The 24,779-nt window shown below is 53.7% G+C and carries 22 protein-coding genes and 1 other annotated feature; of the genes, 12 read left to right on the top strand and 10 right to left on the bottom strand.

Going from position 1 to position 24,779, the window contains the following annotated elements:
* The first annotated feature begins 179 nt into the window (after nt 1–179).
* Nucleotides 180–320 carry a type B 50S ribosomal protein L36 gene (gene ykgO / locus HVX64_RS06570; protein WP_003859006.1) on the top strand — a complete coding sequence of 47 codons (141 nt, stop codon included), beginning with the start codon at nt 180–182 and terminating at the stop codon, nt 318–320.
* A 49-nt stretch (nt 321–369) separates the two neighbouring features.
* On the opposite strand, the gene HVX64_RS06575 is transcribed toward ykgO, so the two are convergent.
* From HVX64_RS06575 to acrA, 6 genes are all read right to left on the bottom strand, one after another.
* On the bottom strand, nt 370–840 hold the full coding sequence (locus tag HVX64_RS06575) for a YlaC family protein (RefSeq protein ID WP_043001559.1): 471 nt from the start codon (nt 838–840) through the stop codon (nt 370–372).
* A 113-nt stretch (nt 841–953) separates the two neighbouring features.
* A complete protein-coding gene (gene maa, locus HVX64_RS06580; RefSeq protein ID WP_044258934.1) occupies nt 954–1,505 on the bottom strand; it encodes a maltose O-acetyltransferase in 552 nt (183 codons plus the stop codon).
* A 176-nt stretch (nt 1,506–1,681) separates the two neighbouring features.
* Nucleotides 1,682–1,900, bottom strand: a complete 219-nt coding sequence (locus HVX64_RS06585) for an HHA domain-containing protein (RefSeq protein WP_001280991.1) — start codon at nt 1,898–1,900, stop codon at nt 1,682–1,684.
* Nucleotides 1,901–1,927: 27 nt separating this feature from the next.
* Entirely contained in the window at nt 1,928–2,302 is a 375-nt protein-coding gene (tomB, locus tag HVX64_RS06590) for an Hha toxicity modulator TomB (protein WP_042324455.1), read from the bottom strand.
* 511 nt (nt 2,303–2,813) lie between these two features.
* Entirely contained in the window at nt 2,814–5,963 is a 3,150-nt protein-coding gene (gene acrB, locus HVX64_RS06595) for an efflux RND transporter permease AcrB (protein ID WP_043001557.1), read from the bottom strand.
* Nucleotides 5,964–5,985: 22 nt separating this feature from the next.
* Complete coding sequence (gene acrA / locus HVX64_RS06600; RefSeq protein WP_043001556.1) at nt 5,986–7,179, bottom strand: multidrug efflux RND transporter periplasmic adaptor subunit AcrA; 1,194 nt, start codon at nt 7,177–7,179, stop codon at nt 5,986–5,988.
* 141 nt (nt 7,180–7,320) lie between these two features.
* On the opposite strand from acrA, the gene acrR reads away from it, so the two are divergent.
* The gene (acrR, locus tag HVX64_RS06605; RefSeq protein WP_044258933.1) at nt 7,321–7,974 is read left to right on the top strand and encodes a multidrug efflux transporter transcriptional repressor AcrR; all 654 of its coding nucleotides are present in this window, start codon (nt 7,321–7,323) and stop codon (nt 7,972–7,974) included.
* Nucleotides 7,975–8,093: 119 nt separating this feature from the next.
* Complete coding sequence (gene mscK / locus HVX64_RS06610) at nt 8,094–11,453, top strand: mechanosensitive channel MscK (protein WP_044258930.1); 3,360 nt, start codon at nt 8,094–8,096, stop codon at nt 11,451–11,453.
* Between the two features lie 119 nt (nt 11,454–11,572).
* On the opposite strand, the gene rsmS is transcribed toward mscK, so the two are convergent.
* Both rsmS and priC read right to left on the bottom strand, forming a co-directional pair.
* Entirely contained in the window at nt 11,573–11,734 is a 162-nt protein-coding gene (gene rsmS, locus HVX64_RS06615; protein ID WP_043001554.1) for a pleiotropic regulatory protein RsmS, read from the bottom strand.
* Between the two features lie 14 nt (nt 11,735–11,748).
* On the bottom strand, nt 11,749–12,276 hold the full coding sequence (priC, locus tag HVX64_RS06620; RefSeq protein ID WP_043001553.1) for a primosomal replication protein N'': 528 nt from the start codon (nt 12,274–12,276) through the stop codon (nt 11,749–11,751).
* Nucleotides 12,277–12,345: 69 nt separating this feature from the next.
* On the opposite strand from priC, the gene HVX64_RS06625 reads away from it, so the two are divergent.
* The 8 genes from HVX64_RS06625 to hemH all read left to right on the top strand — a co-directional run bounded on the left by HVX64_RS06625 (nt 12,346) and on the right by hemH (nt 20,409).
* The gene (locus tag HVX64_RS06625) at nt 12,346–12,723 is read left to right on the top strand and encodes a DUF454 family protein (protein WP_043001552.1); all 378 of its coding nucleotides are present in this window, start codon (nt 12,346–12,348) and stop codon (nt 12,721–12,723) included.
* 164 nt (nt 12,724–12,887) lie between these two features.
* Entirely contained in the window at nt 12,888–13,439 is a 552-nt protein-coding gene (gene apt, locus HVX64_RS06630; RefSeq protein ID WP_043001551.1) for an adenine phosphoribosyltransferase, read from the top strand.
* A 112-nt stretch (nt 13,440–13,551) separates the two neighbouring features.
* The gene (dnaX, locus tag HVX64_RS06635) at nt 13,552–15,480 is read left to right on the top strand and encodes a DNA polymerase III subunit gamma/tau (protein WP_044258928.1); all 1,929 of its coding nucleotides are present in this window, start codon (nt 13,552–13,554) and stop codon (nt 15,478–15,480) included.
* Nucleotides 14,813–14,877: a sequence feature (DnaX frameshifting element), on the top strand. It overlaps the preceding gene by 65 nt.
* 53 nt (nt 15,481–15,533) lie before the next feature.
* Nucleotides 15,534–15,863 (top strand): YbaB/EbfC family nucleoid-associated protein, encoded by a 330-nt coding sequence (locus tag HVX64_RS06640; RefSeq protein WP_001515903.1) that lies wholly within the window; start codon nt 15,534–15,536, stop codon nt 15,861–15,863.
* Complete coding sequence (gene recR, locus HVX64_RS06645; protein ID WP_043001549.1) at nt 15,863–16,468, top strand: recombination mediator RecR; 606 nt, start codon at nt 15,863–15,865, stop codon at nt 16,466–16,468. Before HVX64_RS06640 ends, recR begins: the two co-directional genes overlap by 1 nt.
* 110 nt (nt 16,469–16,578) lie before the next feature.
* Entirely contained in the window at nt 16,579–18,453 is a 1,875-nt protein-coding gene (htpG, locus tag HVX64_RS06650; RefSeq protein WP_044258926.1) for a molecular chaperone HtpG, read from the top strand.
* A gap of 185 nt (nt 18,454–18,638) precedes the next feature.
* On the top strand, nt 18,639–19,283 hold the full coding sequence (gene adk / locus HVX64_RS06655; RefSeq protein WP_043001547.1) for an adenylate kinase: 645 nt from the start codon (nt 18,639–18,641) through the stop codon (nt 19,281–19,283).
* 163 nt (nt 19,284–19,446) lie between these two features.
* On the top strand, nt 19,447–20,409 hold the full coding sequence (gene hemH, locus HVX64_RS06660) for a ferrochelatase (RefSeq protein WP_043001546.1): 963 nt from the start codon (nt 19,447–19,449) through the stop codon (nt 20,407–20,409).
* On the opposite strand, the gene aes is transcribed toward hemH, so the two are convergent.
* The gene (aes, locus tag HVX64_RS06665; protein ID WP_044258924.1) at nt 20,406–21,377 is read right to left on the bottom strand and encodes an acetyl esterase; all 972 of its coding nucleotides are present in this window, start codon (nt 21,375–21,377) and stop codon (nt 20,406–20,408) included. The two genes, hemH and aes, sit on opposite strands and share 4 nt — an antisense overlap.
* Nucleotides 21,378–21,518: 141 nt before the next feature.
* On the opposite strand from aes, the gene gsk reads away from it, so the two are divergent.
* Complete coding sequence (gsk, locus tag HVX64_RS06670; RefSeq protein ID WP_044259024.1) at nt 21,519–22,823, top strand: inosine/guanosine kinase; 1,305 nt, start codon at nt 21,519–21,521, stop codon at nt 22,821–22,823.
* 119 nt (nt 22,824–22,942) lie between these two features.
* On the opposite strand, the gene ybaL is transcribed toward gsk, so the two are convergent.
* On the bottom strand, nt 22,943–24,619 hold the full coding sequence (ybaL, locus tag HVX64_RS06675) for a YbaL family putative K(+) efflux transporter (RefSeq protein ID WP_043001543.1): 1,677 nt from the start codon (nt 24,617–24,619) through the stop codon (nt 22,943–22,945).
* Nucleotides 24,620–24,779 lie beyond the last annotated feature (160 nt).

Here is a 24,779-nt window from a genome sequence, read left to right on the forward strand (position 1 = left end):
CGGGAAAAAAGCCCTGTAAATGATGTCGTTAATCTGCAGAATTTTTTGTGGGGAGTCCGACTTTTCGCCGTCTTCAATGCAAAAGAACGCGCGTTAATGCGGAAAGGATTGAACTGTCATGCGTTCAGCGATAAAGTAATGTTATACTATAACATAATATCAACGCTGATGAGGATATCATGCAGGTCTTAAATTCATTACGTAGCGCAAAGCAGCGCCATCCCGACTGTCAGATCGTAAAGCGGAAAGGGCGTTTATATGTGATTTGTAAGAGCAACCCGCGTTTCAAAGCGGTACAGGGAAGGAAAAAACGACGTTAGAGAGAAGAGGGCCGGATATAGGGAAAGTCTATCCGGCAATACCAATTGGCTATGGTGTGGCTTCTGCGCGGGCAAGAGTGAAGATATCGTAAAACGACAGTTCGCCTTTACGCGTCAGCATCTTCTGTAATTGCGCCTTACGTTCATCGTCAACGTCCGGGGAGTGAAGGATGGTGCTAATCAGTGTAGGGGGCACAAACCGGGTGTTGTACCACTCGCCGTTGTAACACACCCTGAAATCCAGTACGTCGATATCTTCATAGCGATAGCGCGGGGCGACATCAAAAAAGAAAAAACCGTTGAGGATGACAAACAGCACCACCAGCAGCCAGACGGAGTCAACCAGCGTTTCTGATTGCAGCATGACCGCCAGCGTGGCAAACCACGCAACATACATCCCGATAAACAGGCCTGGATGTTTACGAATAAAGCTGATGCTAAAGCGGGGCTTATTATCGCGCTTCTCACGAACATTCAGATCGTCGATGGTTTCAGTGAGCAGGCGTTGTATTTCTGTCATTTTTTGCCTTCGTGATTTCGCAACTTACAGGGGAACGCCCTATTTTAAGTGGGCGATTAGCCTGAAAAAAGTAACAGATTAACCACAATTTAGCATAACAGTTACAATTCTATTTACAGTGTTTTAATAATCCGTGCTGGATTACCTCCCACCACGACGTTGGCGGGTACGCTTTTGGTCACTACGGCGCCGGAGGCAACCACCACATTGTCACCAATGCTGACGCCGGGATTAATGACCGCACGCCCACCAATCCAGACATTATTGCCAATCGTGACGGGTTTGCCGAACTCCAGTCCGCTATTGCGTTCTGTCGCATCCAGCGGATGCGTGGCGGTATAGATATGAACGCCGGGAGCCAGCATGCAGTTATCACCAATAATAATGGGGCAGACGTCGAGCATGACGCAGTCGAAGTTGGCGTAGAAGTCTTTACCCAGGAAGATATTGTAACCGTAGTCACAGCGAAATGAAGGCTCGATGTAGGGGCGGTCGCACTGACCTAACAGGGCGTGGAGAATAGCCTGGCGTTCGGCCTTTTCATCCGGGGCGGTGTGATTGTAGCGGTGAACGAACCGACGCGCCTGCAATCGGTCATGGCGCAGAGTCTCATCTGCCGGGTGATACCGTTCACCCGCTATCATTTTACGCTTCTCTTCACTCATTCTGCGCTCTCTACCTGTTCACTGGTGAGGCAATACAGTAGAGGGTCTGCGTTAATCAGGGAACGATCCCTGAACTATACCGTGACAGAAGTCACAATAGCCATGCTATTGTTATTGCAAATAAGATAAATGTTCCCCAGGAAAACATCCGTATTTCCTGATATTCAGTAATCAAATTAACGAATGAATTTCCAGACGGAGGAGGGGATCTTGTCGTAAAGTTTATTCATCGTCAATTCTGCAAGACGGTGATCGGCGGCTGAGTAAAATACAGCCAATTCATTGTCAGATAATTCATATTTATTTTTCTCAATCACGCGTTCAAGTGTGTCAATTGTCTGACAGCGTCGCAAGCGCATCAAATAATCAGTTTTAGTTAATGGTTTATCGGACATAAATCTTACCTATGATTGTAATAATTTTTAACAAGACAAACTAACAGGGTTAGCTCTGGTGGCATTCACAAAGCAACGGAACAAGCGATTACCTGATTTCCGCCATTTCTGCAGATCCTGCGCATTAATGCCATAACTGCTGAACAACATAAATGTGTCGTCCAGATATTCATCAATCTGCTCAATCAGCTTATTGTCCTCATTATACTTAATTTTATAATTAAGTGCGAAGGTTGCAATATGCTCTATCAGTTCGTTGAGTTGAAGGTTGATCGCCGAGGTTGGGTCGTTAACCCAGCCATGATTGCTTTCTTCAAGGTTTGCAAGACAGTCGTGATAAAGCGTTTCACAAAGAAATTTAAGCTGCGCTATATCATGTCTTTTGGGTGAGTATTCATCCATAACGCATCCCCTTCTTAGTGGCTTGAACTAACCGAACACCTTTCGGGATGGGTACAACTAACTGACCTGGTACTTGCCTTCTACGCTTGATGATTTAACTATAATCTACTCTAAAAAAGATTTCATCGTTATATTACGAAAAATTACAATTAATGTAATATGAGAGAAAGTGAAGGTTTGTGGATTTTTCTCATTATAGCATGTCGCCAACCCATACCGAAATGAGATAATTACGTGATTATTTTGAAATTCATCAGATTATCCTCTCTTTCCATCCTCGTCGCTTACCTCCGGCACGAAACCAGAAACGGATGCCCCCCAGGAATTGTCTTAATAATGAGTGGTTAAGCAGGGAATAAGCCATAAGCCAAATGGCCAGAAATAGCCTTCATCCTCTTGTGGATTATAACCTTTATTATCTACAACCAAAAGTCAACAAGGTATCAATAAGCCCTTTTGCTGATTTCATTCGAAAAAAAGGCCGCTTGCGCGGCCTTTTATCAGATGAGCATCAGCGATGTTCTACGGAATGGCTGTGTTCAATATCTTCACTTTTCCGGCTGAAGCGGCGGCGTACCACCACAAAGAAGACCGGGACGAAGAAGATAGCCAGAACCGTTGCGGTAACCATCCCGCCCATAACGCCGGTACCTACGGCGTTCTGCGCGCCGGAACCGGCACCGGAGCTGATAACCAGTGGCATAACGCCCAGAATGAACGCCAGAGAGGTCATCAGGATCGGACGTAAACGCATACGAACCGCATCCAGCGTCGCTTCAATCAGGCCTTTGCCCTCTTTATCCATCAGATCTTTGGCGAATTCGACGATCAGTATCGCGTTCTTCGCCGACAACCCAATGGTGGTGAGCAGGCCCACCTGGAAGTAAACGTCGTTGGTCAGACCGCGGAAAGTGGCCGCTAACAGCGCACCAATTACCCCCAGCGGAACCACCAGCATAACGGAGAACGGAATCGACCAGCTCTCATACAACGCCGCCAGACACAGGAAGACGACAATCAGTGAGATGGCATACAGGGCAGGGGCCTGGTTACCGGACAGACGTTCCTGGTAGGACATCCCCGTCCAGTCGTAGCCGATACCGGATGGCAGCTTACTGGCCAACTGCTCCATCATTGCCATCGCTTCACCGGTACTCTTACCCGGTGCCGCCTGACCTAAGATCTCCATAGAAGGCAGACCGTTATAGCGTTCCAGACGCGGTGAACCGTATTCCCAGCGTGAAGACGAGAAGGCTGAGAACGGCACCATTTGACCATCGCTGCCGCGCACATACCAGTTACCGATATCTTCCGGCAACATACGGTATTTGGCTTCGGACATGACGTAAACTTTCTTCACACGACCGCGGTCGATAAAGTCGTTCACATAGCTTCCGCCCCATGCGGCACCCAGCGTGGTATTAATGTCGCTAATGGAAACACCCAGCGCCTGTGCTTTTTCCTGGTCGATATCAATCTTGAACTGCGGCGTATCTTCCAGACCGTTCGGACGAACGCCGACCAGCAGATCCGGATGTTTTGCCACTTCGCCGAACAACTGGTTACGCGCCTGGGTCAGTTTTTCGTGACCGAGTCCCGCCTGGTCAATCAACTGGAAGTCAAAACCAGTCGCGGTTCCCAGTTCCACAATCGCGGGCAGGTTAAAGGCGAATACCATGGCGTCTTTAATCTGCGAGAAGGCGGCAGAAGCGCGTTGGGTAATGGCTTCAACCTTGTTCTCTTCACCCGGACGGTCAGCCCAGTCTTTCAATGAGACGAACGCGATACCGGTGTTCTGACCACGACCTGCAAAGCCGAAGCCGTTAACCGCAAACACCGATTCAACGTTGTTCTTCTCTTTGGTAAGGAAGTAGTCGGTCATCTCATCAAGCACTTTCTGCGTCCGTTCCTGGGTCGCCCCCGCAGGCAACTGGGCCATGCTCAGGAATACGCCCTGGTCTTCGTCCGGCAGGAAGGAGCTTGGCAGACGGACGAACAGGAACGCCATGCCGACGACGATGATCAGATACAGCAGCAGATAACGACCGGTGCTGCGCAGAATATTACCCACGCTGTCGGTGTAATGGTGCGTGCTCTTATCGAACATGCGGTTAAACCAGCCGAAGAAGCCTTTCTTGCCTTCACCGTGGTCGCCTTTAGCAACCGGTTTAAGCATGGTGGCGCACAGCGCCGGCGTCAGGATCAACGCAACCAGTACGGACAGCGCCATTGCGGACACAATGGTGATGGAGAACTGACGATAAATCGCACCGGTAGATCCGCCAAAGAAAGCCATCGGGATAAATACCGCAGACAGCACCATCGCGATACCCACCAGTGCGCCCTGAATCTGGCCCATGGATTTACGCGTGGCTTCTTTCGGCGGTAACCCTTCTTCGGACATGACACGTTCGACGTTCTCGACCACCACGATGGCGTCATCCACCAACAGGCCGATGGCGAGCACCATCCCGAACATCGTCAGGGTGTTTATCGAGAAGCCAAAAGCGGCAAGCACCGCAAAGGTCCCCAACAGAACGACCGGTACTGCAATAGTCGGGATCAGCGTCGCGCGGAAGTTCTGCAGGAACAGATACATCACGAGGAACACGAGGATGATCGCTTCCGCCAGCGTTTTCACCACTTCGTGAATAGAGATTTTCACGAACGGGGTGGTGTCATACGGGTAAACGATTTTCAGGCCTGACGGGAAGAAAGGTTCCATCTTCACCAGTTCGGCACGGATCGCCGCGGCGGTATCCAGCGCGTTCGCGCCGGTCGCCAGTTTGATCCCCAGACCGGAGGCCGGTTTACCGTTGAACTTCGCGATGATGTCGTAGTTCTCGCCGCCCAGTTCAATTTTCGCGACGTCACGCAGGCGAACCTGAGAGCCGTCCTGGTTCACTTTCAGCAGGATTTTGCCGAACTCGTCGGTTGACGTCAGACGGGTCTGGGCAATAATCGATGCGTTAAGCTGCTGGCCTTTCACCGGCGGCGTACCGCCTAACTGACCGGCAGCTACCTGGGCGTTCTGCGCTTTGATAGCCGCAATGACATCGACCGGGGTCAACTGATACTTGTTGAGTTCGGTCGGGTCCATCCAGATACGCATCGCATACTGCGAACCAAACAGCTGAACGTCACCCACGCCGGAAGTACGGCTGATGGTGTCTTTCATGTTGGCGGCGACGTAATCCGAAATATCTTCCTGCGTCATAGTGCCGTCGGTATTGATAACCCCGACAACCATCAGGAAGCTACTGGACGACTTCTCAACGCTCACACCCTGTTGTTGTACTTCCTGCGGCAGTAACGGCATCGCCAGTTGCAGTTTGTTCTGCACCTGAACCTGCGCGATATCTGCATCCGTACCGGATTCAAACGTCAGGGTGATCTGCACGGTACCCGTGGAGTCACTGTTTGAGGACATGTACATCAGGTTATCGATACCGTTCATATTCTGTTCGATAACCTGCGTGACCGTATCCTGCACGGTTTTGGCATCAGCGCCAGGGTAGGTTGCGGAGATCGTCACTGCGGGCGGCGCAATCGTCGGATATTGCGCGACCGGCAGCTTGAGGATCGCAAGCCCCCCTGCCAACATGATGATGATGGCGATCACCCATGCAAATATGGGGCGATCGATAAAGAAATTAGGCATGTCTTAACGGCTCCTGTTTAAGTTAAGACTTAGACTGCTCAGGCTGGCTACCGCTAGCGGCTTGCTGGTTGTTCTCTGCGGTAATCTCTTGTGCTTTCACCTGCGCACCAGGACGCACTTTCTGCAGCCCACTGATAATGACGCGTTCGCCTGCTTTCAGACCACTGGTCACCAGCCATTTGTTGCCAATCGCCTGACTGGCCACGATTTGACGGTTTTCCACTTTGTCATCCGCACCCACAACCAGCACGGTAGCATCGCCGCGCGGCGTACGGGTCACGCCTTGTTGCGGCACCAGTAACGCAGTAGGGTTGGTTCCTTCTTCCAGACGCGCGCGAACAAACATTCCCGGCAGTAAGGTGTGATCCGGGTTAGGGAAGACGGCGCGGATGGTGATAGAACCGGTGGTCTGATCGACGGTCACGTCTGAAAACTCAAGCGTACCGGTCTGCGGGAATTTGATGCCGTCGCTGGTCACCAGCTCGACTTTCGCCTTGCCGTTTTCCTGCTTCAGCGTTCCGTTAGCCAGTTCTTGTTTCAGACGCAGGAAGTCGTTGCTCGACTGCGTCACGTCAACATAGATAGGATCGAGCTGCTGCACGGTTGCCAGCGCTGTCGCCTGACCGTTTTGCACCAGCGCGCCTTCCGTCACGGCAGATTTACCAATACGGCCGCTAATCGGAGAGGTCACTTTGGTGTACGCCAGGTTAATGCGCGCGGTTTCAACGGCGGCTTTCGCGGCAACGACAGCGGCATTCGCCTGTTGCGCATCGGCCAGCGCCTGATCGTAATCTTGTTGGCTGATGTACTGCGTGCCGAGCAGCTTTTTATAACGGTTAACCGTTACCTGAGCGATGCTGGCAGCGGCCTGGGCTTTCGCCAGATCGCCTTTCGCGCTTTCATAAGTGGCTTGATACGTCGCAGGATCAATCTGATAGAGAGACACTCCTGCTTCGATATCACTACCTTCCTCGAAATTACGCTTCAGGATAATCCCGCTTACCTGAGGACGAACTTCCGCAATACGGAAAGCACTGGTGCGACCCGGCAGTTCAGTTGTGATCTGTAGAGGTTCGGTTTTGAGCGTCACAACCCCAACTTCTGGCATCTGCTGGCCCCCTTGTTGGGCCTGTTTGTCGTCACATCCTGTAAGCGCTAAGCTGCCTGAGAGCATCAGAACGACCGCCAGAGGCGTAAACCCTCTGTTTTTGTTCATATGTAAACCTCGAGTGTCCGATTTCAAATTGATCAATGGTCAAAAGTCCACAAACCCATTGCTGCGTTTATATTATCGTCGTGCTATGGTACATACATCCATAAATGTATGTAAATCTAACACCTGTAAATTCACCGACATATGGCACGAAAAACCAAACAACAAGCGCAGGAAACACGACAACACATCCTGGATGTAGCGCTACGGTTGTTCTCGCAACAAGGGGTATCTTCCACCTCGCTGGCGGAGATTGCAAAAGCCGCTGGCGTAACTCGCGGTGCAATCTATTGGCATTTCAAAAACAAGTCGGATTTATTTAGTGAAATCTGGGAACTATCAGAATCCAGTATTGGTGAGCTTGAGACTGAGTATCAGGCAAAATTCCCCGACGATCCACTATCAGTGTTAAGAGAAATACTCGTTCATCTCCTTGAATCTACCGTGACAGAAGAACGGCGACGTTTATTGATGGAGATTATATTCCACAAATGTGAATTTGTGGGAGAAATGACTATAGTTCAGCAGGCGCAAAGAAACATCTGTCTCGAAAGCTATGATCGGATTGAACAAACTTTAGATCATTGTATTCATTCAAAAATGTTGCCTGCAAATTTGATTACGCGGCGGGCGGCGGTGATGATGCGCGCCATGATTTCAGGTCTGATGGAAAACTGGCTTTTTGCCCCCCAATCGTTTGATCTCAAAAAAGAAGCGCGGGATTACGTCGCCGTTTTGCTGGAAATGTTAACATTTTGTCCCACCTTACAGTCGACGGGGCCTGACGCCGTATCCTGACACTACTCCAGGAATAATCCTGGTCGGTTTCGCTGCCGCTATTCTGTCTGACAGAGCCGTGATATTCTTGCGCGTTGACTATTTTCGGTCGTCTTTTCGGTTCAGAAACCTTCATTCACATGACTATGTTGCCGCTCTATAAACGTGCTCAGCACCGAGTTTTTATCACGGTGGCTGTTTTCATCTTAATGCTGTCCTGCCAGTCTCTGGCGCTTGCTCGCGCATCGTCAAACAGCGATCTGCCCTCGAAGGCGGATGTGCAAAGCCAACTGGATACGCTCAATAAGCAAAAAGACCTCTCCGCGCAGGATAAACTGGTTCAGCAGGATCTCGTCGAGACCATTGCAACGCTTGAGAAAATCGAGCGGGTGAAAGACGAGACGACCCAGCTCCGTCAGCGCGTGGCGCAGGCACCAGAAAAAATGCGTCAGGCGACAGAGGCGCTGAGTGCGCTCAGCGATGTGGATAATGATGATGAAACGCGTAAGACGCTCAGTACGCTTTCATTACGCCAGTTAGAACTGCGCGTGGCGCAGGTTCTGGATGATTTGCAGAACGCGCAAAACGATCTCGCCACCTATAACAGCCAGCTCGTTTCCCTGCAAACGCAGCCCGAGCGTGTACAAAATGCGATGTATACGGCTTCTCAGCAGCTTCAGCAGATTCGCAACCGACTGGACGGCACCAGCGTGGGCGAAGCGGCGTTACGACCGACTCAGCAGGTGCTTTTACAGGCCCAGCAGACGTTACTGAACGCCCAGATCGATCAACAACGTAAAAGCCTGGAAGGCAATACGGTGTTGCAAGACACCCTGCAAAAACAGCGTGACTATATTACGGCAAACAGCAACCGGCTCGAGCACCAGTTACAGTTACTGCAGGAAGCGGTCAACAGCAAGCGTCTGACCTTAACGGAAAAAACGGCGCAGGAGGCCATTTCCCCGGATGAAACCGCGCGGATCCAGGCCAACCCACTGGTGAAACAGGAGCTGGAAATCAACCATCAGCTCAGCCAGCGCCTGATCACCGCGACGGAAAATGGCAACTCGCTGATGCAGCAAAACATTAGGGTCAAAAACTGGCTGGACCGCGCGCTGCAATCTGAACGCAATATCAAAGAACAAATCGCGGTGCTGAAGGGCAGTCTGCTGCTGTCGCGTATTCTCTATCAACAGCAGCAAACGCTGCCGTCGGCGGATGAACTCTCTGACATGACCAACCGCATTGCGGACCTGCGTCTGGAGCAGTTCGAAATTAACCAGCAGCGTGACGCGTTGTTCCAGAACGATGCGTTCGTGGCTAAGCTGGAAGAAGGCCACAGCAACGAAGTGAATGACGAAGTCCACGATGCGCTGCTACAGGTTGTCGATATGCGCCGTGAACTGCTGGACCAGTTGAACAAGCAACTGGGTAATCAGCTCATGATGGCCATTAATCTGCAAATTAATCAGCAGCAGTTAATGAGTGTCTCGAAAAGCCTGAAAGAGATCCTGACCCAGCAAATCTTCTGGGTAAACAGCAACCGGCCAATGGACTGGGACTGGATCAAAGCCTTCCCGCAGTCGCTGAAAGATCAGTTCAAGTCGATGAAAATCACGGTGAACTGGGAAAAAGCGTGGCCAGCGGTGTTTATCGCCTTCCTGGCCGGGTTGCCGCTACTGCTCATTGCCGGGTTGATTCGCTGGCGTCTGAAGTGGCTGAAAGCCTGGCAGCAGCAACTTGCCGCCGCGGTGGGATCGCTGCGCAATGACAGTCAGCTAAACACACCGAAAGCGATTCTGATCGATCTGATTCGCGCGCTGCCAGTATGTCTGCTGATTCTGGCGGTCGGCCTGATTTTGCTGACCATGCAGTTAAACATCAGCGATCTGCTGTGGGCATTCAGTAAAAAACTGGCAATCTTCTGGCTGGTTTTCGGACTGTGCTGGAAAGTGCTCGAAAAAGACGGGGTGGCGATTCGCCATTTTGGTATGCCTGCGCAACTGACCAGCCACTGGCGTCGCCAGATTGTGCGCATCAGCCTGGCGCTACTGCCGCTGCATTTCTGGTCAGTCGTGGCAGAGCTTTCTCCCTTGCATCTGATGGACGATGTGCTGGGGCAGGCGATGATTTTCCTCAACCTGCTGCTGATCGCGTTTCTGGTCTGGCCGATGTGCCGCGAAAGCTGGCGTGATAAAGAGTCACATGGCCTGCGCCTGGTGACGATCACCATCCTGTCTATCATCCCGATTGCGCTGATGGTGCTGACGGCAACTGGCTACTTTTACACCACGCTGCGCCTGTCGGGCCGCTGGATTGAAACCGTTTATCTGGTCATCATCTGGAACCTGCTCTATCAGACGGTGCTGCGCGGTTTAAGCGTCGCGGCGCGGCGTATCGCCTGGCGTCGTGCACTGGCGCGTCGGCAGAATCTGGTGAAAGAGGGGGCCGAAGGAGCGGAACCACAGGAAGAACCCACCATCGCGCTGGAGCAGGTGAACCAGCAAACGTTACGCATTACGATGCTGCTGATGATTTCACTGTTTGCGGTGGTGTTCTGGGCGATTTGGTCCGATCTGATCACCGTGTTCAGCTATCTCGACAGCATTACGCTCTGGCACTACAACGGCACCGAAGCGGGCGCAGCGGTAGTGAAAAGCGTGACGATGGGCAGCCTGCTGTTTGCCATTATCGCGTCGATGGTCGCCTGGGCGTTGATCCGTAACCTGCCGGGTCTGCTGGAAGTGCTGGTGCTGTCGCGTCTTAAAATGCGCCAGGGCGCCTCGTACGCCATCACCACGATCCTGAACTACATCATCATTGCCGTCGGGGCGATGACGGTCTTCGGTTCGCTCGGCGTGTCGTGGGATAAACTGCAATGGCTGGCGGCGGCCTTATCGGTCGGTCTCGGTTTCGGCTTGCAGGAGATTTTCGGTAACTTTGTCTCGGGTTTGATCATTTTGTTCGAACGTCCGGTGCGGATTGGCGATACGGTGACGATCGGCACATTCTCTGGTACCGTCAGCAAGATCCGTATCCGCGCAACCACCATTACCGATTTCGATCGCAAAGAGGTGATCATCCCGAACAAGGCGTTTGTAACCGAGCGCCTGATCAACTGGTCGTTGTCTGATACCACCACCCGTCTGGTGATCCGCATTGGCGTGGCGTACGGTTCGGATCTGGATAAAGTGAAGAAAGTCCTGCTTCAGGCCGCGATGGAGCATCCGAAGGTGATGCACGATCCTGAGCCGGCGGTGTTCTTCACTACCTTCGGCGCCAGTACCCTGGATCATGAACTGCGTCTGTACGTGCGTGAACTTCGCGATCGTAGCCACACGGTTGATGAACTGAACCGATCAATCGATCGTCTGTGCCGTGAAAACAACATTGATATCGCCTTTAACCAGCTTGAAGTGCATCTGCGCAACGAGAAGGGCGATGAGGTCACAGAGGTGAAACGCGAGATCAAAGGCGACGATCCGACGCCTGCGGTTTAATCAAACGATCGCATGCCTGATGGCGTCACTTGCGTCTTAATCCGGCCTACAACGCAGGGTAAATTCCAATACCCGCTCAGAAATGTAGGCCTGATAAGCGCAGCGCCATCCGGCAAAAATCAATCAAGTTTGTCAGCAGTTTGAGCCACTTTTTTTTCATAGTCCCGTTTAACCATTTCCAGCGCTTTCAAGACGGTATCCGGGGCGACATGGTTTTCTTCCAGCAATACAATCAAATCGACGGCCAGTTTGACCTCATCCGGGGCGTTTTCAAGTGACATAGCGTCTCCAGGGATTAGCGAGTTAAACGCGCCAGGACACGTTCAATATTGTCCAGCGCCTTACGACAGCGCGCCAGACGACCTTCATAGATTTCCACTTCGCGTTGCAGCGTTTGTTGTTCGTCCAGACGGGTGACCTGAGCCAGCCGCGCTTTGCGTTGCGCGGTCATTTCCTGCAAACGTCGCTCAAATTCCTGATGCTGGATGCGTCTGCGTTGCCAGTGTGCCAGACCCGGTGAGGCGCTGTCCCACTCCCGCAGCGACCAACTGGCGGTTTCGCGGGAGATTGCTTCCAGTTGCGACGCCAGATGTTCCGCCAGCCAGGCCACTTGCGGCAGTTGCTGCTGTTCAACCGCCTGACGTAGCGCCTGAAGGTGGCCTTCAGCTTCATCCAGACAGGCCTGGAGCAGGGTGCTACGCGTCTGAAAAAGATGGCGATCGAAACGGGCGCTGATCGTGGCATGCTGCGCCACCGGCGCACAGCGTTGGCGCAGGAGAGCGAGCTGATCTTCCAGCTTTTGCAGCAGCATGGCGGTTTTCACTGTAACACTCCGATGAAAATGATAACTGTTATGCTAAAGTAGCGTTCTGGTTTGCGATATGCCTTTATTATGCAACGAATCCTTTTAATCATCACGGGTTGGCTGGCGGTTGTATTGGGGACGCTGGGCGTCGTGTTGCCTGTATTGCCGACGACACCGTTTATCCTGCTGGCTGCCTGGTGCTTTGCCCGCTCATCGCCGCGTTTCCATAACTGGTTACTCTACCGCTCGTGGTTTGGCAGCTATTTGCGATTCTGGCAGAAATATAAGGCTATGCCGCCGGGCGTTAAGCCCCGCGCGATAGTAATGATCCTCATCACCTTCGCCGTATCGCTGTGGTTGACCCCGATGTGGTGGGTGCGGATCCTGCTGCTGGTGATCCTGGCTTGCCTGCTGGTATTTATGTGGCGAATACCTGTGATTGACGAAAAGCAACAAAAGCACTGAAGCATAATAATCGCGGTTGCAATTGCGAGCGGTAGCCAGTAAATTCGACCGTTTTCGAGCACAGGCGCACTGGGTCAAATTAATGCAGCCAACAAAGAGGCCGCTTGAAGGATGAAGTGTATAGTGCGCCGTGAAGTAACACCGTATTAATCAGGCACAAACTTATGACCGCAACTGCACAGCAGCTTGAGTTTCTCAAAAATAGCATTAAAAGCATTCAGGACTACCCGAAACCGGGCATTCTTTTCCGTGATGTCACCAGCTTACTGGAAGATCCGAAAGCTTACGCACTCAGCATCGAATTGCTGGTTGAGCGTTACAAAAATGCAGGCATCACCAAAGTTGTCGGTACCGAAGCTCGCGGCTTTCTGTTTGGCGCGCCGGTAGCGTTGGGTCTGGGCGTTGGCTTTGTGCCGGTGCGTAAACCGCGCAAGCTGCCGCGTGAAACGATCGCTGAAAGCTACGAACTGGAATACGGCACCGATCAACTGGAAATCCACCTTGATGCGATCCACGCCGGTGATAAAGTGCTGGTGGTTGACGATCTGCTGGCAACCGGCGGTACGATTGAAGCGACCGTGAAACTGATCCGTCGTCTGGGCGGCGAAGTGACCGATGCGGCGTTCATCATCAACCTGTTTGACCTCGGCGGCGAACAGCGTCTGGCGCAGCAGGGCATCAACTGTTATAGCCTGGTTCCTTTCCCGGGGCACTAATCGGCTCAACAGCACCTGACGTATTAGCTGAAGACATGACCTCGCTGAATTAGTGAGGTTGTGTTAGCATTCCCCCCTATGAATCCACCTTCCAGCGTTTCAGAGCCAGCCAATGAGTTATCAGGTTTTAGCCCGAAAATGGCGCCCACAAACCTTTGCTGACGTCGTCGGCCAGGAACATGTGCTGACCGCACTGGCGAACGGCTTGTCGTTAGGGCGTATTCACCATGCATATCTTTTTTCCGGTACCCGGGGTGTCGGTAAAACCTCCATTGCCCGTCTGCTGGCAAAGGGACTGAATTGCGAAACCGGCATTACCGCCACGCCGTGCGGCGTGTGTGATAACTGCCGTGAAATCGAACAGGGGCGATTTGTCGATCTGATTGAGATCGATGCTGCCTCGCGCACTAAAGTTGAAGACACCCGGGATCTGCTGGATAACGTCCAGTACGCCCCGGCGCGCGGTCGATTCAAAGTTTATCTGATCGACGAAGTGCATATGCTGTCTCGCCACAGTTTTAACGCGCTGCTCAAAACGCTTGAAGAGCCGCCGTCGCACGTCAAATTCCTGCTGGCGACAACCGATCCGCAGAAGCTGCCGGTGACTATTCTGTCCCGCTGCCTGCAGTTCCATCTTAAGGCGCTGGATGTCGACCAGATCCGCCATCAGCTTGAACACATTCTTAACGAAGAGCAGATAGCCCACGAGCCGCGCGCACTGCAACTGCTTTCCCGTGCGGCCGATGGCAGTTTGCGTGACGCGCTGAGTCTGACCGATCAGGCGATAGCCAGCGGTGATGGCCAGGTTTCCACCCAGGCGGTGAGCGCGATGCTCGGCACGCTGGATGACGATCAGGCGCTGTCGCTGGTGGAGGCGGTAATCGCTGCCGACGGTGAACGGGTGATGACGCTGGTCAACGAGGCCGCAGCGCGGGGAATTGAGTGGGAAGCACTGCTGGTCGAAATGCTTGGTCTGCTGCACCGTATTGCGCTGGTCCAGTTGTCTCCTGCCGCACTCGGCGGCGACATGGCGACGATCGAAGTGCGCATGCGTGAACTGGCGCGCACCGTGCCGCCGGCGGACGTTCAGCTTTATTACCAGACGTTGTTGATTGGCCGTAAAGAACTGCCGTACGCGCCAGACAGACGCATGGGCGTTGAAATGACCTTACTGCGGGCGCTGGCGTTTCATCCGCGTATGCCGCTACCAGAACCCGAGGTTCCGCGACAATCATTTGCCCCTGTCGCGCCAACGGCGGTAATGACGCCGACCCAGGTGCCGCAGCAGTCTGCACCCGCGCAACCGGCCCCGGCAGCACCGCTACCGGAATCCACCAGTCAGGTGCTGGCGGCGCGCAACCAACTGCAACGTGCGCAGGGAGCAACCAAAGCAAAAAAGAGTGAACCGGCAGCCGCACCCCGCGCGCGGCCGGTGAATAACGCTGCGCTGGAAAGACTGGCTTCGGTATCAGAACGCGTACAGGCTCGTCCTGCACCGTCTGCGCTCGAGCAGGCGCCGGCGAAGAAAGAGGCCTATCGCTGGAAGGCGACCACGCCGGTTGCTGAAGTGAAAGAGGTGGTGGCGACACCAAAGGCGCTGAAAAAAGCGCTGGAGCATGAGAAAACGCCGGAACTGGCAGCTAAGCTTGCCGCAGAAGCGATTGAACGCGATCCGTGGGCGGCACAGGTCAGCCAGCTTTCGCTGCCAAAACTGGTTGAGCAGGTCGCGCTCAACGCCTGGAAAGAAGAGAACGATAATGCGGTCTGTCTGCATTTGCGTTCCAGCCAGCGTCACCTGAATTCCAGCGGTGCACAACAAAAGCTGGCGGAAGCACTGAGTCAGCTTGCGGGCTCAACGGTTGAACTGACCATCGTAGAAGATGATAATCCGGCGGTGCGAACGCCGCTGGAGTGGCGTCAGGCGATTTATGAAGAGAAACTTGCGCAGGCGCGTGAGTCGATAGTTGCGGATAACAACATCCAGACCCTGCGTCGGTTCTTCGATGCGGATCTGGATGAAGAGAGTATCCGCCCCATTTGATCGTAAGCGACGCTTATGATTGTCATCCCTTAACGTGATTGAGAGAGAAGCCTATGTTTGGTAAAGGCGGTCTGGGTAACCTGATGAAGCAGGCCCAGCAGATGCAGGAAAAAATGCAGCAGATGCAGGAAGAAATCGCGAAGCTGGAAGTGACCGGTGAATCCGGTGCGGGTCTGGTGAAAGTGACCATTAACGGCGCGCATAACTGCCGTCGCGTGGAGATCGACCCAAGCCTGCTCGAAGATGACAAAGAGATGCTGGAAGATCTGGTTGCTGCTGCGTTTAACGATGCTGCCCGTCGCATTGAAGAGACCCAGAAAGAAAAAATGGCCTCTGTCTCCTCCGGTATGCAACTGCCGCCAGGCTTTAAGATGCCGTTCTGATGCAAACCAGCCCGCTGTTAACTCAGCTTATGGAAGCACTGCGCTGCCTGCCGGGCGTTGGCCCGAAGTCGGCGCAGCGCATGGCGTTTACGCTGCTTCAGCGTGACCGCAGCGGCGGGATGCGTCTGGCGCAAGCGCTCACCCGGGCGATGTCGGAAATCGGTCACTGCGCCGATTGCCGCACCTTCACCGAGCAAGAGGTTTGCAATATCTGTTCAAATCCGCGTCGTCAGGAAAACGGCCAGATTTGCGTGGTCGAGAGTCCTGCGGATATCTATGCGATTGAACAGACCGGGCAGTTTTCCGGGCGCTACTTCGTGCTGATGGGGCATTTGTCGCCGCTCGACGGCATCGGGCCAGATGATATCGGTCTCGACAGACTTGAGCAGCGCCTGTCCTGCGAGCAACTCAGTGAAGTGATCCTCGCGACCAACCCGACGGTCGAAGGGGAAGCCACGGCGAACTACATTGCTGAACTCTGCGCGCAATATGGCGTTGACGCCAGCCGTATCGCACACGGCGTGCCGGTCGGCGGTGAACTGGAGATGGTGGACGGCACCACGCTGTCGCATTCTCTGGCAGGACGCCACAAGATTAAATTCTGAACAAACGGAGGCTGTGCTCGCGGCCTCCGCTTGAAATCCCCCCCGGTTGTCCCCATTTCACCCTCAACGTGTTTTTACCATTGAAAATGGCATTGTTGAGGTAGATCTACATGAAAGGACAAGAAACTCGTGGTTTTCAGTCAGAAGTAAAACAGCTTCTGCATCTGATGATCCATTCTCTGTATTCCAATAAAGAAATCTTCCTGCGTGAGCTTATCTCTAACGCCTCCGATGCGGCAGACAAGCTGCGTTTTCGCGCGCTGTCGAACCCGGACCTCTATGAAGGCGACGGTGAACTGCGTGTACGCGTCTCCTTCGATAAAGATAAGCGTACGTTGACCATCGCCGATAACGGCGTGGGGATGAACCGTGATGACGTGATCGATCATCTGGGGACCATCGCGAAGTCCGGGACCAAATCCTTCCTTGAATCCATGGGCTCCGATCAGGCGAAAGACAGCCAACTGATTGGTCAGTTTGGCGTAGGCTTCTATTCGGCCTTTATTGTCGCGGATAAAGTCACAGTCCGCACTCGTGCCGCAGGCGACAAGCCGGAGAACGGCGTGTTCTGGGAATCAGCGGGCGAAGGTGAATACACCGTTGCCGATATCACCAAAGACGATCGCGGAACGGAAATCACGCTGCATCTGCGTGAAGGCGAAGACGAGTTCCTCGATGACTGGCGCGTACGTTCCATCATCAGCAAATATTCCGACCATATCGCCCTGCCGGTTGAGATAGAAAAACAGGAAGAGAAAGACGGTGAAACCGTCGTTACCTGGGAGAAAATCAACAAGGCGCAGGCGCTGTGGACCCGTAACAAGTCGGAAATCAAAGATGACGAGTACAACGAGTTTTACAAGCATATCGCGCACGATTTTACCGATCCACTGACCTGGAGCCACAACCGCGTAGAAGGGAAGCAGGAGTACACCAGTCTGCTGTACATCCCGTCGCGGGCACCGTGGGACATGTGGAACCGCGATCACAAACATGGCCTGAAGCTGTACGTCCAGCGCGTCTTTATCATGGACGACGCCGAGCAGTTCATGCCGAACTATTTGCGCTTCGTGCGAGGGCTTATTGATTCCAACGATCTGCCGCTGAACGTTTCTCGTGAGATCCTGCAGGACAGCACCGTCACCCGCAACCTGCGTAGCGCACTGACTAAGCGTGTTCTGCAGATGCTGGAAAAACTGGCGAAAGAGGATGTGGAAAAATACCAGACGTTCTGGCAGCAGTTTGGTCTGGTGATGAAAGAAGGGCCGGCGGAAGATCATGCTAACCAGGAAACCATCGCCAAACTGATGCGTTTCGCGTCGACGCATACCGACTCTTCTGCGCAGACCGTCTCTCTGGAAGACTACGTCTCTCGCATGAAAGAAGGGCAGGAGAAGATTTACTACATTACCGCTGACAGCTATGCGGCAGCGAAGAGCAGCCCGCACCTGGAACTGCTGCGTAAGAAAGGCATCGAAGTGCTGTTGCTCTCCGATCGCATTGACGAGTGGATGATGAACTACCTCACCGAGTTTGACGGTAAGGCGTTCCAGTCCGTCGCCAAAGCGGACGAGTCTATCGACAAGCTGGCCGATGAGGTTGATGAAAGCGCGAAAGAAGCGGAAAAAGCGCTGACACCGTTTGTTGAGCGCGTGAAAAACCTGCTGGGCGACCGGGTGAAAGACGTACGTCTGACGCACCGTCTGACCGATACGCCGGCGATTGTCACCACCGACGCGGACGAAATGAGCACCCAGATGGCAAAACTGTTTGCCGCAGCGGGTCAGAACGTACCGGAAGTGAAATACATCTTTGAACTCAATCCGGACCACGTGCTGGTGAAACGCACGGCGGATACCCAGGATGAAGCGCAATTCAACGAGTGGGTTGAACTGCTGCTGGATCAGGCGTTGTTTGCTGAGCGCGGCACGCTCGAAGATCCAAACCAGTTCATCCGCCGCATGAACCAACTGCTGGTTTCCTGATAACTGCGATGTGAATGCCGGATAAGCGTGATTGCTATCCGGCATTTCTTTTAATCGCCTCTCTTTTCTAAATTTTCCCTCATTAACCGTTTCAGCGCTGGCACCTTCCTTGAGACAAATGCGTGATGGTGGTATCGTTTAGCGCTTTTTTAAAAATATCGACAACCTTTAAGGGGATTTTCGTAATGCGTATCATTCTGCTTGGCGCTCCGGGCGCGGGTAAAGGAACTCAGGCTCAGTTCATCATGGAGAAGTATGGTATTCCGCAAATCTCCACCGGTGATATGCTGCGTGCCGCCGTGAAATCTGGCTCCGAGCTGGGCAAACAAGCGAAAGACATCATGGACGCCGGTAAGCTGGTGACGGATGAGCTGGTGATCGCGCTGGTAAAAGAGCGTATCGCGCAGGAAGATTGCCGTAACGGTTTTCTGTTAGATGGTTTCCCGCGCACGATTCCGCAGGCTGACGCCATGAAAGAAGCCGGTATCGTGGTGGATTATGTTCTCGAATTCGACGTACCGGATGAGCTGATCGTTGACCGTATCGTTGGTCGTCGCGTACACGCTGCGTCTGGCCGCGTTTACCACATCAAATTCAACCCGCCTAAGGTTGAAGGTAAAGACGACGTGACCGGCGAAGAGCTGACCACCCGTAAAGACGACCAGGAAGAGACCGTGCGTAAGCGTCTGGTGGAATACCATCAGATGACGGCACCGCTGATTGGTTACTACCAGAAAGAAGCGGCAGCAGGTAACACGCAATACGCGAAAGTTGACGGGACTCAGGCCGTTGCTGACGTGCGCGCCGCGCTGGAAAAAATCCTCGGTTAAGTTTTTCGCGTAGTGAACCTTTTATCAGGCCTGCCATTATCGCGTAGGCCTGATAAGCGTAGCGCCATCAGGCAAATTCTCGTTTTACCTCTCACAGCAATTAGTTCTTCTTACTCACTTTTCCGCTACAATTATCAACAATTTGAATCGATAAGAGGCGGTAATGCGTCAGACGAAAACCGGTATCCTGCTGGCAAATCTTGGTACTCCCGATGCCCCCACTCCGGCGGCAGTAACACGCTATCTCCGGCAATTCTTAAGCGATACACGCGTTGTCGATACGCCCCGTGTATTGTGGTGGCCGCTGCTGCGCGGCGTGATTTTGCCGCTTCGCGCCCCGCGTGTGGCAAAGCTTTATCAGTCTGTCTGGATGGAAGGCGGCTCTCCGCTAATGGTCTACAGCCGTCAACAGCAGCAGGCGCTTGCTGCGCGCCTGGCGGACACGCCCGTCGCGCTGGGCATGAGCTATGGCTCGCCGTCACTGGAAAGCGCGGTGGACGAGCTGCTGGCAAACCACGTGGATCATATCGTCGTGCTGCCGCTGTACCCGCAATATTCCTGCTCAACGGTTGCTGCGGTCTGGGATGAGCTGGCGCGCATTCTGGCGCGTAAACGTCGTATTCCCGGCATTTCGTTTATTCGCGATTACGCCGACGATCGCGCTTATATTGACGCGCTGGCGAACAGTGCGCGGGCTTCGTTCGCCGAACACGGCGAACCGGATTTGCTGCTGTTGTCGTATCACGGTATCCCCCAGCGTTTTGCTGATGAAGGTGACGACTATCCGCAACGCTGTCGCGACACGACCCGTGAGTTGGTTTCTGCGCTCGGTCTGCCGCCAGAAAAAGTAATGATGACCTTCCAGTCGCGTTTTGGTCGTGAACCGTGGCTGACGCCCTACACGGATGAAACGCTGAAGATGTTAGGCGAGAAGGGAACGGGCCATATTCAGGTGATGTGTCCGGGCTTCGCGGCGGATTGTCTGGAGACGCTGGAAGAAATTGCGGTGCAGAATAAAGAGATCTTCCTCGAAGCGGGCGGTAAAAAGTATGAATATATTCCGGCGCTAAATGCCGCGCCGGAACATATCGATATGATGCTGAAACTGACGGCCCCGTACCGCTAACGTGCAGCGTTAATCTGCTGAGTGAAGAAACGCGCACCATCGCGTAAGGCGTCATCGGCAGATTTCATCATGCGTGAGTAGTGCAGAAAGGCGTGCAGCGTGCCGGGATACATTTTGTATTCGCAGGGCTGTTGGTGCGCCTGAAGCGTCTCGAAGAGCAGACGGCTGTCGTCGATCAGCGGGTCAAACTCCGCACCGGCGATAAAGCAGGGCGGCACATCGCGCGTCAGGTCGTTGTTGAACAGGCAATAGTACGGCGACTCGCGATCGTCGGCATCACGCAGATACATTTTTTCGTACATTTCCAAATCCTGACGGCTGAGACCGTCCCAGTCGCCGCCCATCAGTCGTCGACTTGCTGAGTCCTGTAAGCCGTACAGTCCATACCACAACAGCACGCCCGCCACCTTTCCACAAAATATGTGCTTATCGCGCAGCCACAGCGCGCTGGCGAGCGACAGCATCGCGCCAGCGGAATCACCGGCAAAGCCAATGTGCGTCATGTTCAACTGATAGTCGTCCGCCTGCTGATAAAAGAACTGACAGGCGGCAATGGTCTCTTCAATGGCCTGCGGAAAGCGCGCCTCAGGTGAGAGTGAATAGTCGACGCCGATTACCGTGCACTGGGTATAGCTTGCCAGCAGGCGCATGATTCGGTCATGGGTATCCAGATTCCCGAGAATACAACCGCCACCGTGCAGGTAAAACAGCGTGGCCTGACTGTCTGGCGTTGGGCTGTACAGGCGCGTTGTCACCTCTCCCCAGCGCGTAGGGAGGGCATATTCCCGCGTTGGCATTTGCGGTGCATCCGCATTCCAGAAGCGTCGTTCAAGAATGTAGTGTTGGCGCATCGCTGGCACATCATCGGCGGCAGGCCAGGGAGGTAAATCGTCCTGCCGGATATTCAGCACTGCGCGCATCTCGTCTGAAATGCTTGCCAGTACGGGAAGTTTATTCTCTGGTTTCATAAAACGCTCCTTGTGAAATCGACCCATTGTAAAAGCTTCCGTCGTGGAAACTGCGATCCGTTCGTCTGTTATTGAAACTCTGTCGTCCAGAGGGGAATGTGCTACCATGCACCGCTCAGTTATCCACCTGTAAAAACAGCTATGAAATTTCCCGGTAAACGCAAATCCAAACACTATTTCCCTGTCAACGCACGCGATCCACTGCTGCAACAAATCCAGCCTGAAAATGAAACCAGCGCCGCATGGGTGGTGGGGATCGATCAAACGCTGGTCGATATTGAAGCGAAAGTGGATGACGCGTTTGTACAACGTTATGGACTGAGTGCCGGGCATTCACTGGTGATTGAAGACGATGTGGCCGAAGCGCTGTATCAGGAACTGGTGCGTGACAATCTGATCACCCATCAGTTTGCCGGTGGCACGATTGGTAACACCATGCACAACTACTCCGTGCTGGCCGATGACCGTTCGGTGTTGCTGGGCGTGATGTGCAGCAACATCGAAATTGGCAGCTACGCTTACCGCTATTTGTGCAACACCTCCAGCCGGACCGACCTCAACTATCTGCAGGGCGTTGACGGGCCGATTGGCCGCTGCTTTACCCTGATAGGCGAATCCGGTGAGCGTACCTTCGCCATCAGCCCAGGGCACATGAACCAGTTGCGCGCGGAAAGCATTCCGGAAACGGTGATTGCCGGGGCATCGGCGCTGGTGCTGACCTCCTATCTGGTACGCTGCAAGCCGGGCGAGCCGATGCCGGAAGCCACCATGAAGGCCATTGAGTACGCTAAAAAGCACAATGTGCCCGTGGTGCTGACGCTTGGGACCAAATTCGTGATCGCCGATAACCCGCAATGGTGGCAGGGTTTCCTGAAAGAGAACGTCTCAATCCTGGCAATGAATGAAGAAGAGGCCGAAGCGCTGACCGGTGAAAACGATCCGCTGCTGGCATCTGATAAAGCGCTGGACTGGGTCGATCTGGTGTTGTGTACCGCCGGACCGGTAGGGCTGTACATGGCGGGCTTTACCGAAGAGGAAGCCAAACGCAAAACTCAACACCCGTTGTTGCCTGGGGCGATTGCCGAATTTAACCAATATGAGTTCAGCCGCGCGATGCGCCATAAAGACTGTCGCAATCCGCTGCGCGTCTATTCCCATATCGCGCCGTATATGGGCGGTCCGGAAAAGATCATGAACACCAATGGCGCAGGTGACGGCGCGCTGGCGGCGCTGCTGCACGATATTACCGCCAACAGCTATCACCGTTCGAACGTGCCGAATTCCAGTAAGCACAAGTTCACCTGGCTGACCTATTCGTCATTAGCTCAGGTGTGTAAATATGCCAATCGTGTGAGTTATCAGGTACTGAACCAGCACTCTCCGCGTCTGACGCGTGGACTGCCGGAGCGTGAGGATAGCCTCGAAGAGTCGTACTGGGATCGTTAAGTCATTATGCCGGATGGCGACGTAAACGTCCTATCCGGCCTGGCGTAACCATTATCTGTGTCATCATGTAGGCCTGATAAGCGAAGCGCCATCAGGCAAACGAGCCGATGCCACGACGATCACCCGGTCACGATTTCACCCGCAGGGGGTGTTTCCAGCAATTCCAGCATCGTACGGGCGATTTCACGCTCGCCCATCACGACCTGATTAGCGCCGCGTTCGGTAATGTACTCGACCTCATCGTCATAATGCGCACGAGCAATAATCTCAATATTCGGGCATTTCTCGCGGGCAGACGCAACAATTTCACCGGCCTCATAGCCGTTCGGAATCGTGAGGATCAGCCAGCGGGCGCAGTCCAGATGCGCCAGATTCATAATCTCTTCATTGGCGGCATTCCCCAGCACCGCGCGGATCCCGCGCTCGCGTAGTTCATCCACTCGTGTCCGCGACGTTTCGATAACCACTAACGGCATCCCGGCCGCCATCAGTTTTTCACCGAGCAGACTGCCGACACGGCCAAAACCGACCAGCAGCGCGTGGTTGCAGATATCCACCGGAATTTGTTTCTCTTCCTCGATAGCCTCTTCCAGCGTTTGTTCTTCCAGCGTCTCGGTTTTTGCCAGATATTTTTCCAGCAGAGCAAACAGCACCGGGTTGAGCATAATCGACAGAATCGCCCCTGCCAGCACCAGATTTTGCCCTTCCTGCGGCAGCAGGTTCAGCGCCATCCCCAGACCGGCGAGAATAAAGGCGAATTCACCAATCTGCGCCAGGCTGGCGGCGATGGTCAGTGCGGTGCGCGGCGAGTGGCCAAACAGACGCACCAGGAAAAAGGCGGCGACCGACTTACCAAAGATAATGATGGCAAGCGTTGCCAGCACGGCCAGCGGTTGTTGGATCAGAATCAGCGGATCAAACAGCATACCGACGGAGACAAAGAACAGGACGGCAAACGCGTCGCGCAGCGGCAGGGTATCGTGGGCCGCGCGGTGGCTCAGTTCCGATTCATTCAGTACCATCCCGGCAAAGAACGCGCCCAGCGCGAAGGAGACATCAAACAGTTCCACCGCGCCGAAAGCGATACCTAATGCCAGCGCCAGTACGGAAAGGGTAAACAGTTCGCGGGAGCCGGTTGCCGCGCTGCGCGCCATAATCCACGGTACCAGACGGCGGCCAACCAGCATCATAATGGCGATAAAGGCGATAACTTTACCGATGGTAATGCCCATGTCGACGGCCAGCGAGGCGAAGCCGACGTTACCTTTTTCCACCATTCCGGCGACGGCTGGCAGCAGAACCAGCGTCAGTACCATTACCAGATCTTCAACAATCAGCCAGCCGATGGCAATCTGCCCTCGCTGACTGTCGACCAGTTGTCGTTCTTCAAGCGCGCGCAGCAGCACCACGGTACTGGCGGTTGAAAGACATAAACCAAAGACGATACCGGTCATCAGCGACCAGCCCAGCATGGCGGAAAGGGCCATACCCAACAGCGTCGCCACGGCTATCTGGGCGATCGCGCCGGGAATGGCTATCGACTTTACCGCCATCAAATCCTTCAGTGAAAAGTGCAAACCGACGCCGAACATCAGCAGAATAACGCCAAGCTCAGCGAGCTCCGGCGCAAGTTTGGTATCAGCCACAAAGCCTGGCGTAAAAGGACCGGCCAGAACGCCCGCTAACAGATATCCCACCAGAGGAGAAATACGCAGTTTATTGGCAAGCATGCCGAGTATAAAAGCGAGCACAAGGCCGCCAACAATGGTGGTGATAAGCGGGGTGGCGTGATGCATTCCGTCTCCTTTGGTAGCTGATTTCCAAAATTCCAGGTAATAGTTTATGACAATTTTGACTATTATGTTTATGAATAATTATTGAATTTTGAAGAAAACTGCAATTTGAGCTGAAAAAAGCACGGATCGGAAAACGAATGGGTTGTAGACAGAGCAAAGG

Source organism: Citrobacter sp. RHB20-C16 (assembly GCF_013890155.1).
Lineage (GTDB): Bacteria > Pseudomonadota > Gammaproteobacteria > Enterobacterales > Enterobacteriaceae > Citrobacter_A > Citrobacter_A amalonaticus.

Bases quoted from the DNA above. Each gene is read 5' to 3' on its own strand.
- ykgO (WP_003859006.1), top strand. From the start codon at position 180: ATGCAGGTCTTAAATTCATTACGTAGCGCAAAGCAGCGCCATCCCGAC.
- HVX64_RS06575 (WP_043001559.1), bottom strand. From the start codon at position 840: ATGACAGAAATACAACGCCTGCTCACTGAAACCATCGACGATCTGAAT.
- maa (WP_044258934.1), bottom strand. From the start codon at position 1,505: ATGAGTGAAGAGAAGCGTAAAATGATAGCGGGTGAACGGTATCACCCG.
- HVX64_RS06585 (WP_001280991.1), bottom strand. From the start codon at position 1,900: ATGTCCGATAAACCATTAACTAAAACTGATTATTTGATGCGCTTGCGA.
- tomB (WP_042324455.1), bottom strand. From the start codon at position 2,302: ATGGATGAATACTCACCCAAAAGACATGATATAGCGCAGCTTAAATTT.
- acrB (WP_043001557.1), bottom strand. From the start codon at position 5,963: ATGCCTAATTTCTTTATCGATCGCCCCATATTTGCATGGGTGATCGCC.
- acrA (WP_043001556.1), bottom strand. From the start codon at position 7,179: ATGAACAAAAACAGAGGGTTTACGCCTCTGGCGGTCGTTCTGATGCTC.
- acrR (WP_044258933.1), top strand. From the start codon at position 7,321: ATGGCACGAAAAACCAAACAACAAGCGCAGGAAACACGACAACACATC.
- mscK (WP_044258930.1), top strand. From the start codon at position 8,094: ATGACTATGTTGCCGCTCTATAAACGTGCTCAGCACCGAGTTTTTATC.
- rsmS (WP_043001554.1), bottom strand. From the start codon at position 11,734: ATGTCACTTGAAAACGCCCCGGATGAGGTCAAACTGGCCGTCGATTTG.
- HVX64_RS06625 (WP_043001552.1), top strand. From the start codon at position 12,346: ATGCAACGAATCCTTTTAATCATCACGGGTTGGCTGGCGGTTGTATTG.
- apt (WP_043001551.1), top strand. From the start codon at position 12,888: ATGACCGCAACTGCACAGCAGCTTGAGTTTCTCAAAAATAGCATTAAA.
- dnaX (WP_044258928.1), top strand. From the start codon at position 13,552: ATGAGTTATCAGGTTTTAGCCCGAAAATGGCGCCCACAAACCTTTGCT.
- HVX64_RS06640 (WP_001515903.1), top strand. From the start codon at position 15,534: ATGTTTGGTAAAGGCGGTCTGGGTAACCTGATGAAGCAGGCCCAGCAG.
- recR (WP_043001549.1), top strand. From the start codon at position 15,863: ATGCAAACCAGCCCGCTGTTAACTCAGCTTATGGAAGCACTGCGCTGC.
- htpG (WP_044258926.1), top strand. From the start codon at position 16,579: ATGAAAGGACAAGAAACTCGTGGTTTTCAGTCAGAAGTAAAACAGCTT.
- adk (WP_043001547.1), top strand. From the start codon at position 18,639: ATGCGTATCATTCTGCTTGGCGCTCCGGGCGCGGGTAAAGGAACTCAG.
- hemH (WP_043001546.1), top strand. From the start codon at position 19,447: ATGCGTCAGACGAAAACCGGTATCCTGCTGGCAAATCTTGGTACTCCC.
- aes (WP_044258924.1), bottom strand. From the start codon at position 21,377: ATGAAACCAGAGAATAAACTTCCCGTACTGGCAAGCATTTCAGACGAG.
- gsk (WP_044259024.1), top strand. From the start codon at position 21,519: ATGAAATTTCCCGGTAAACGCAAATCCAAACACTATTTCCCTGTCAAC.
- ybaL (WP_043001543.1), bottom strand. From the start codon at position 24,619: ATGCATCACGCCACCCCGCTTATCACCACCATTGTTGGCGGCCTTGTG.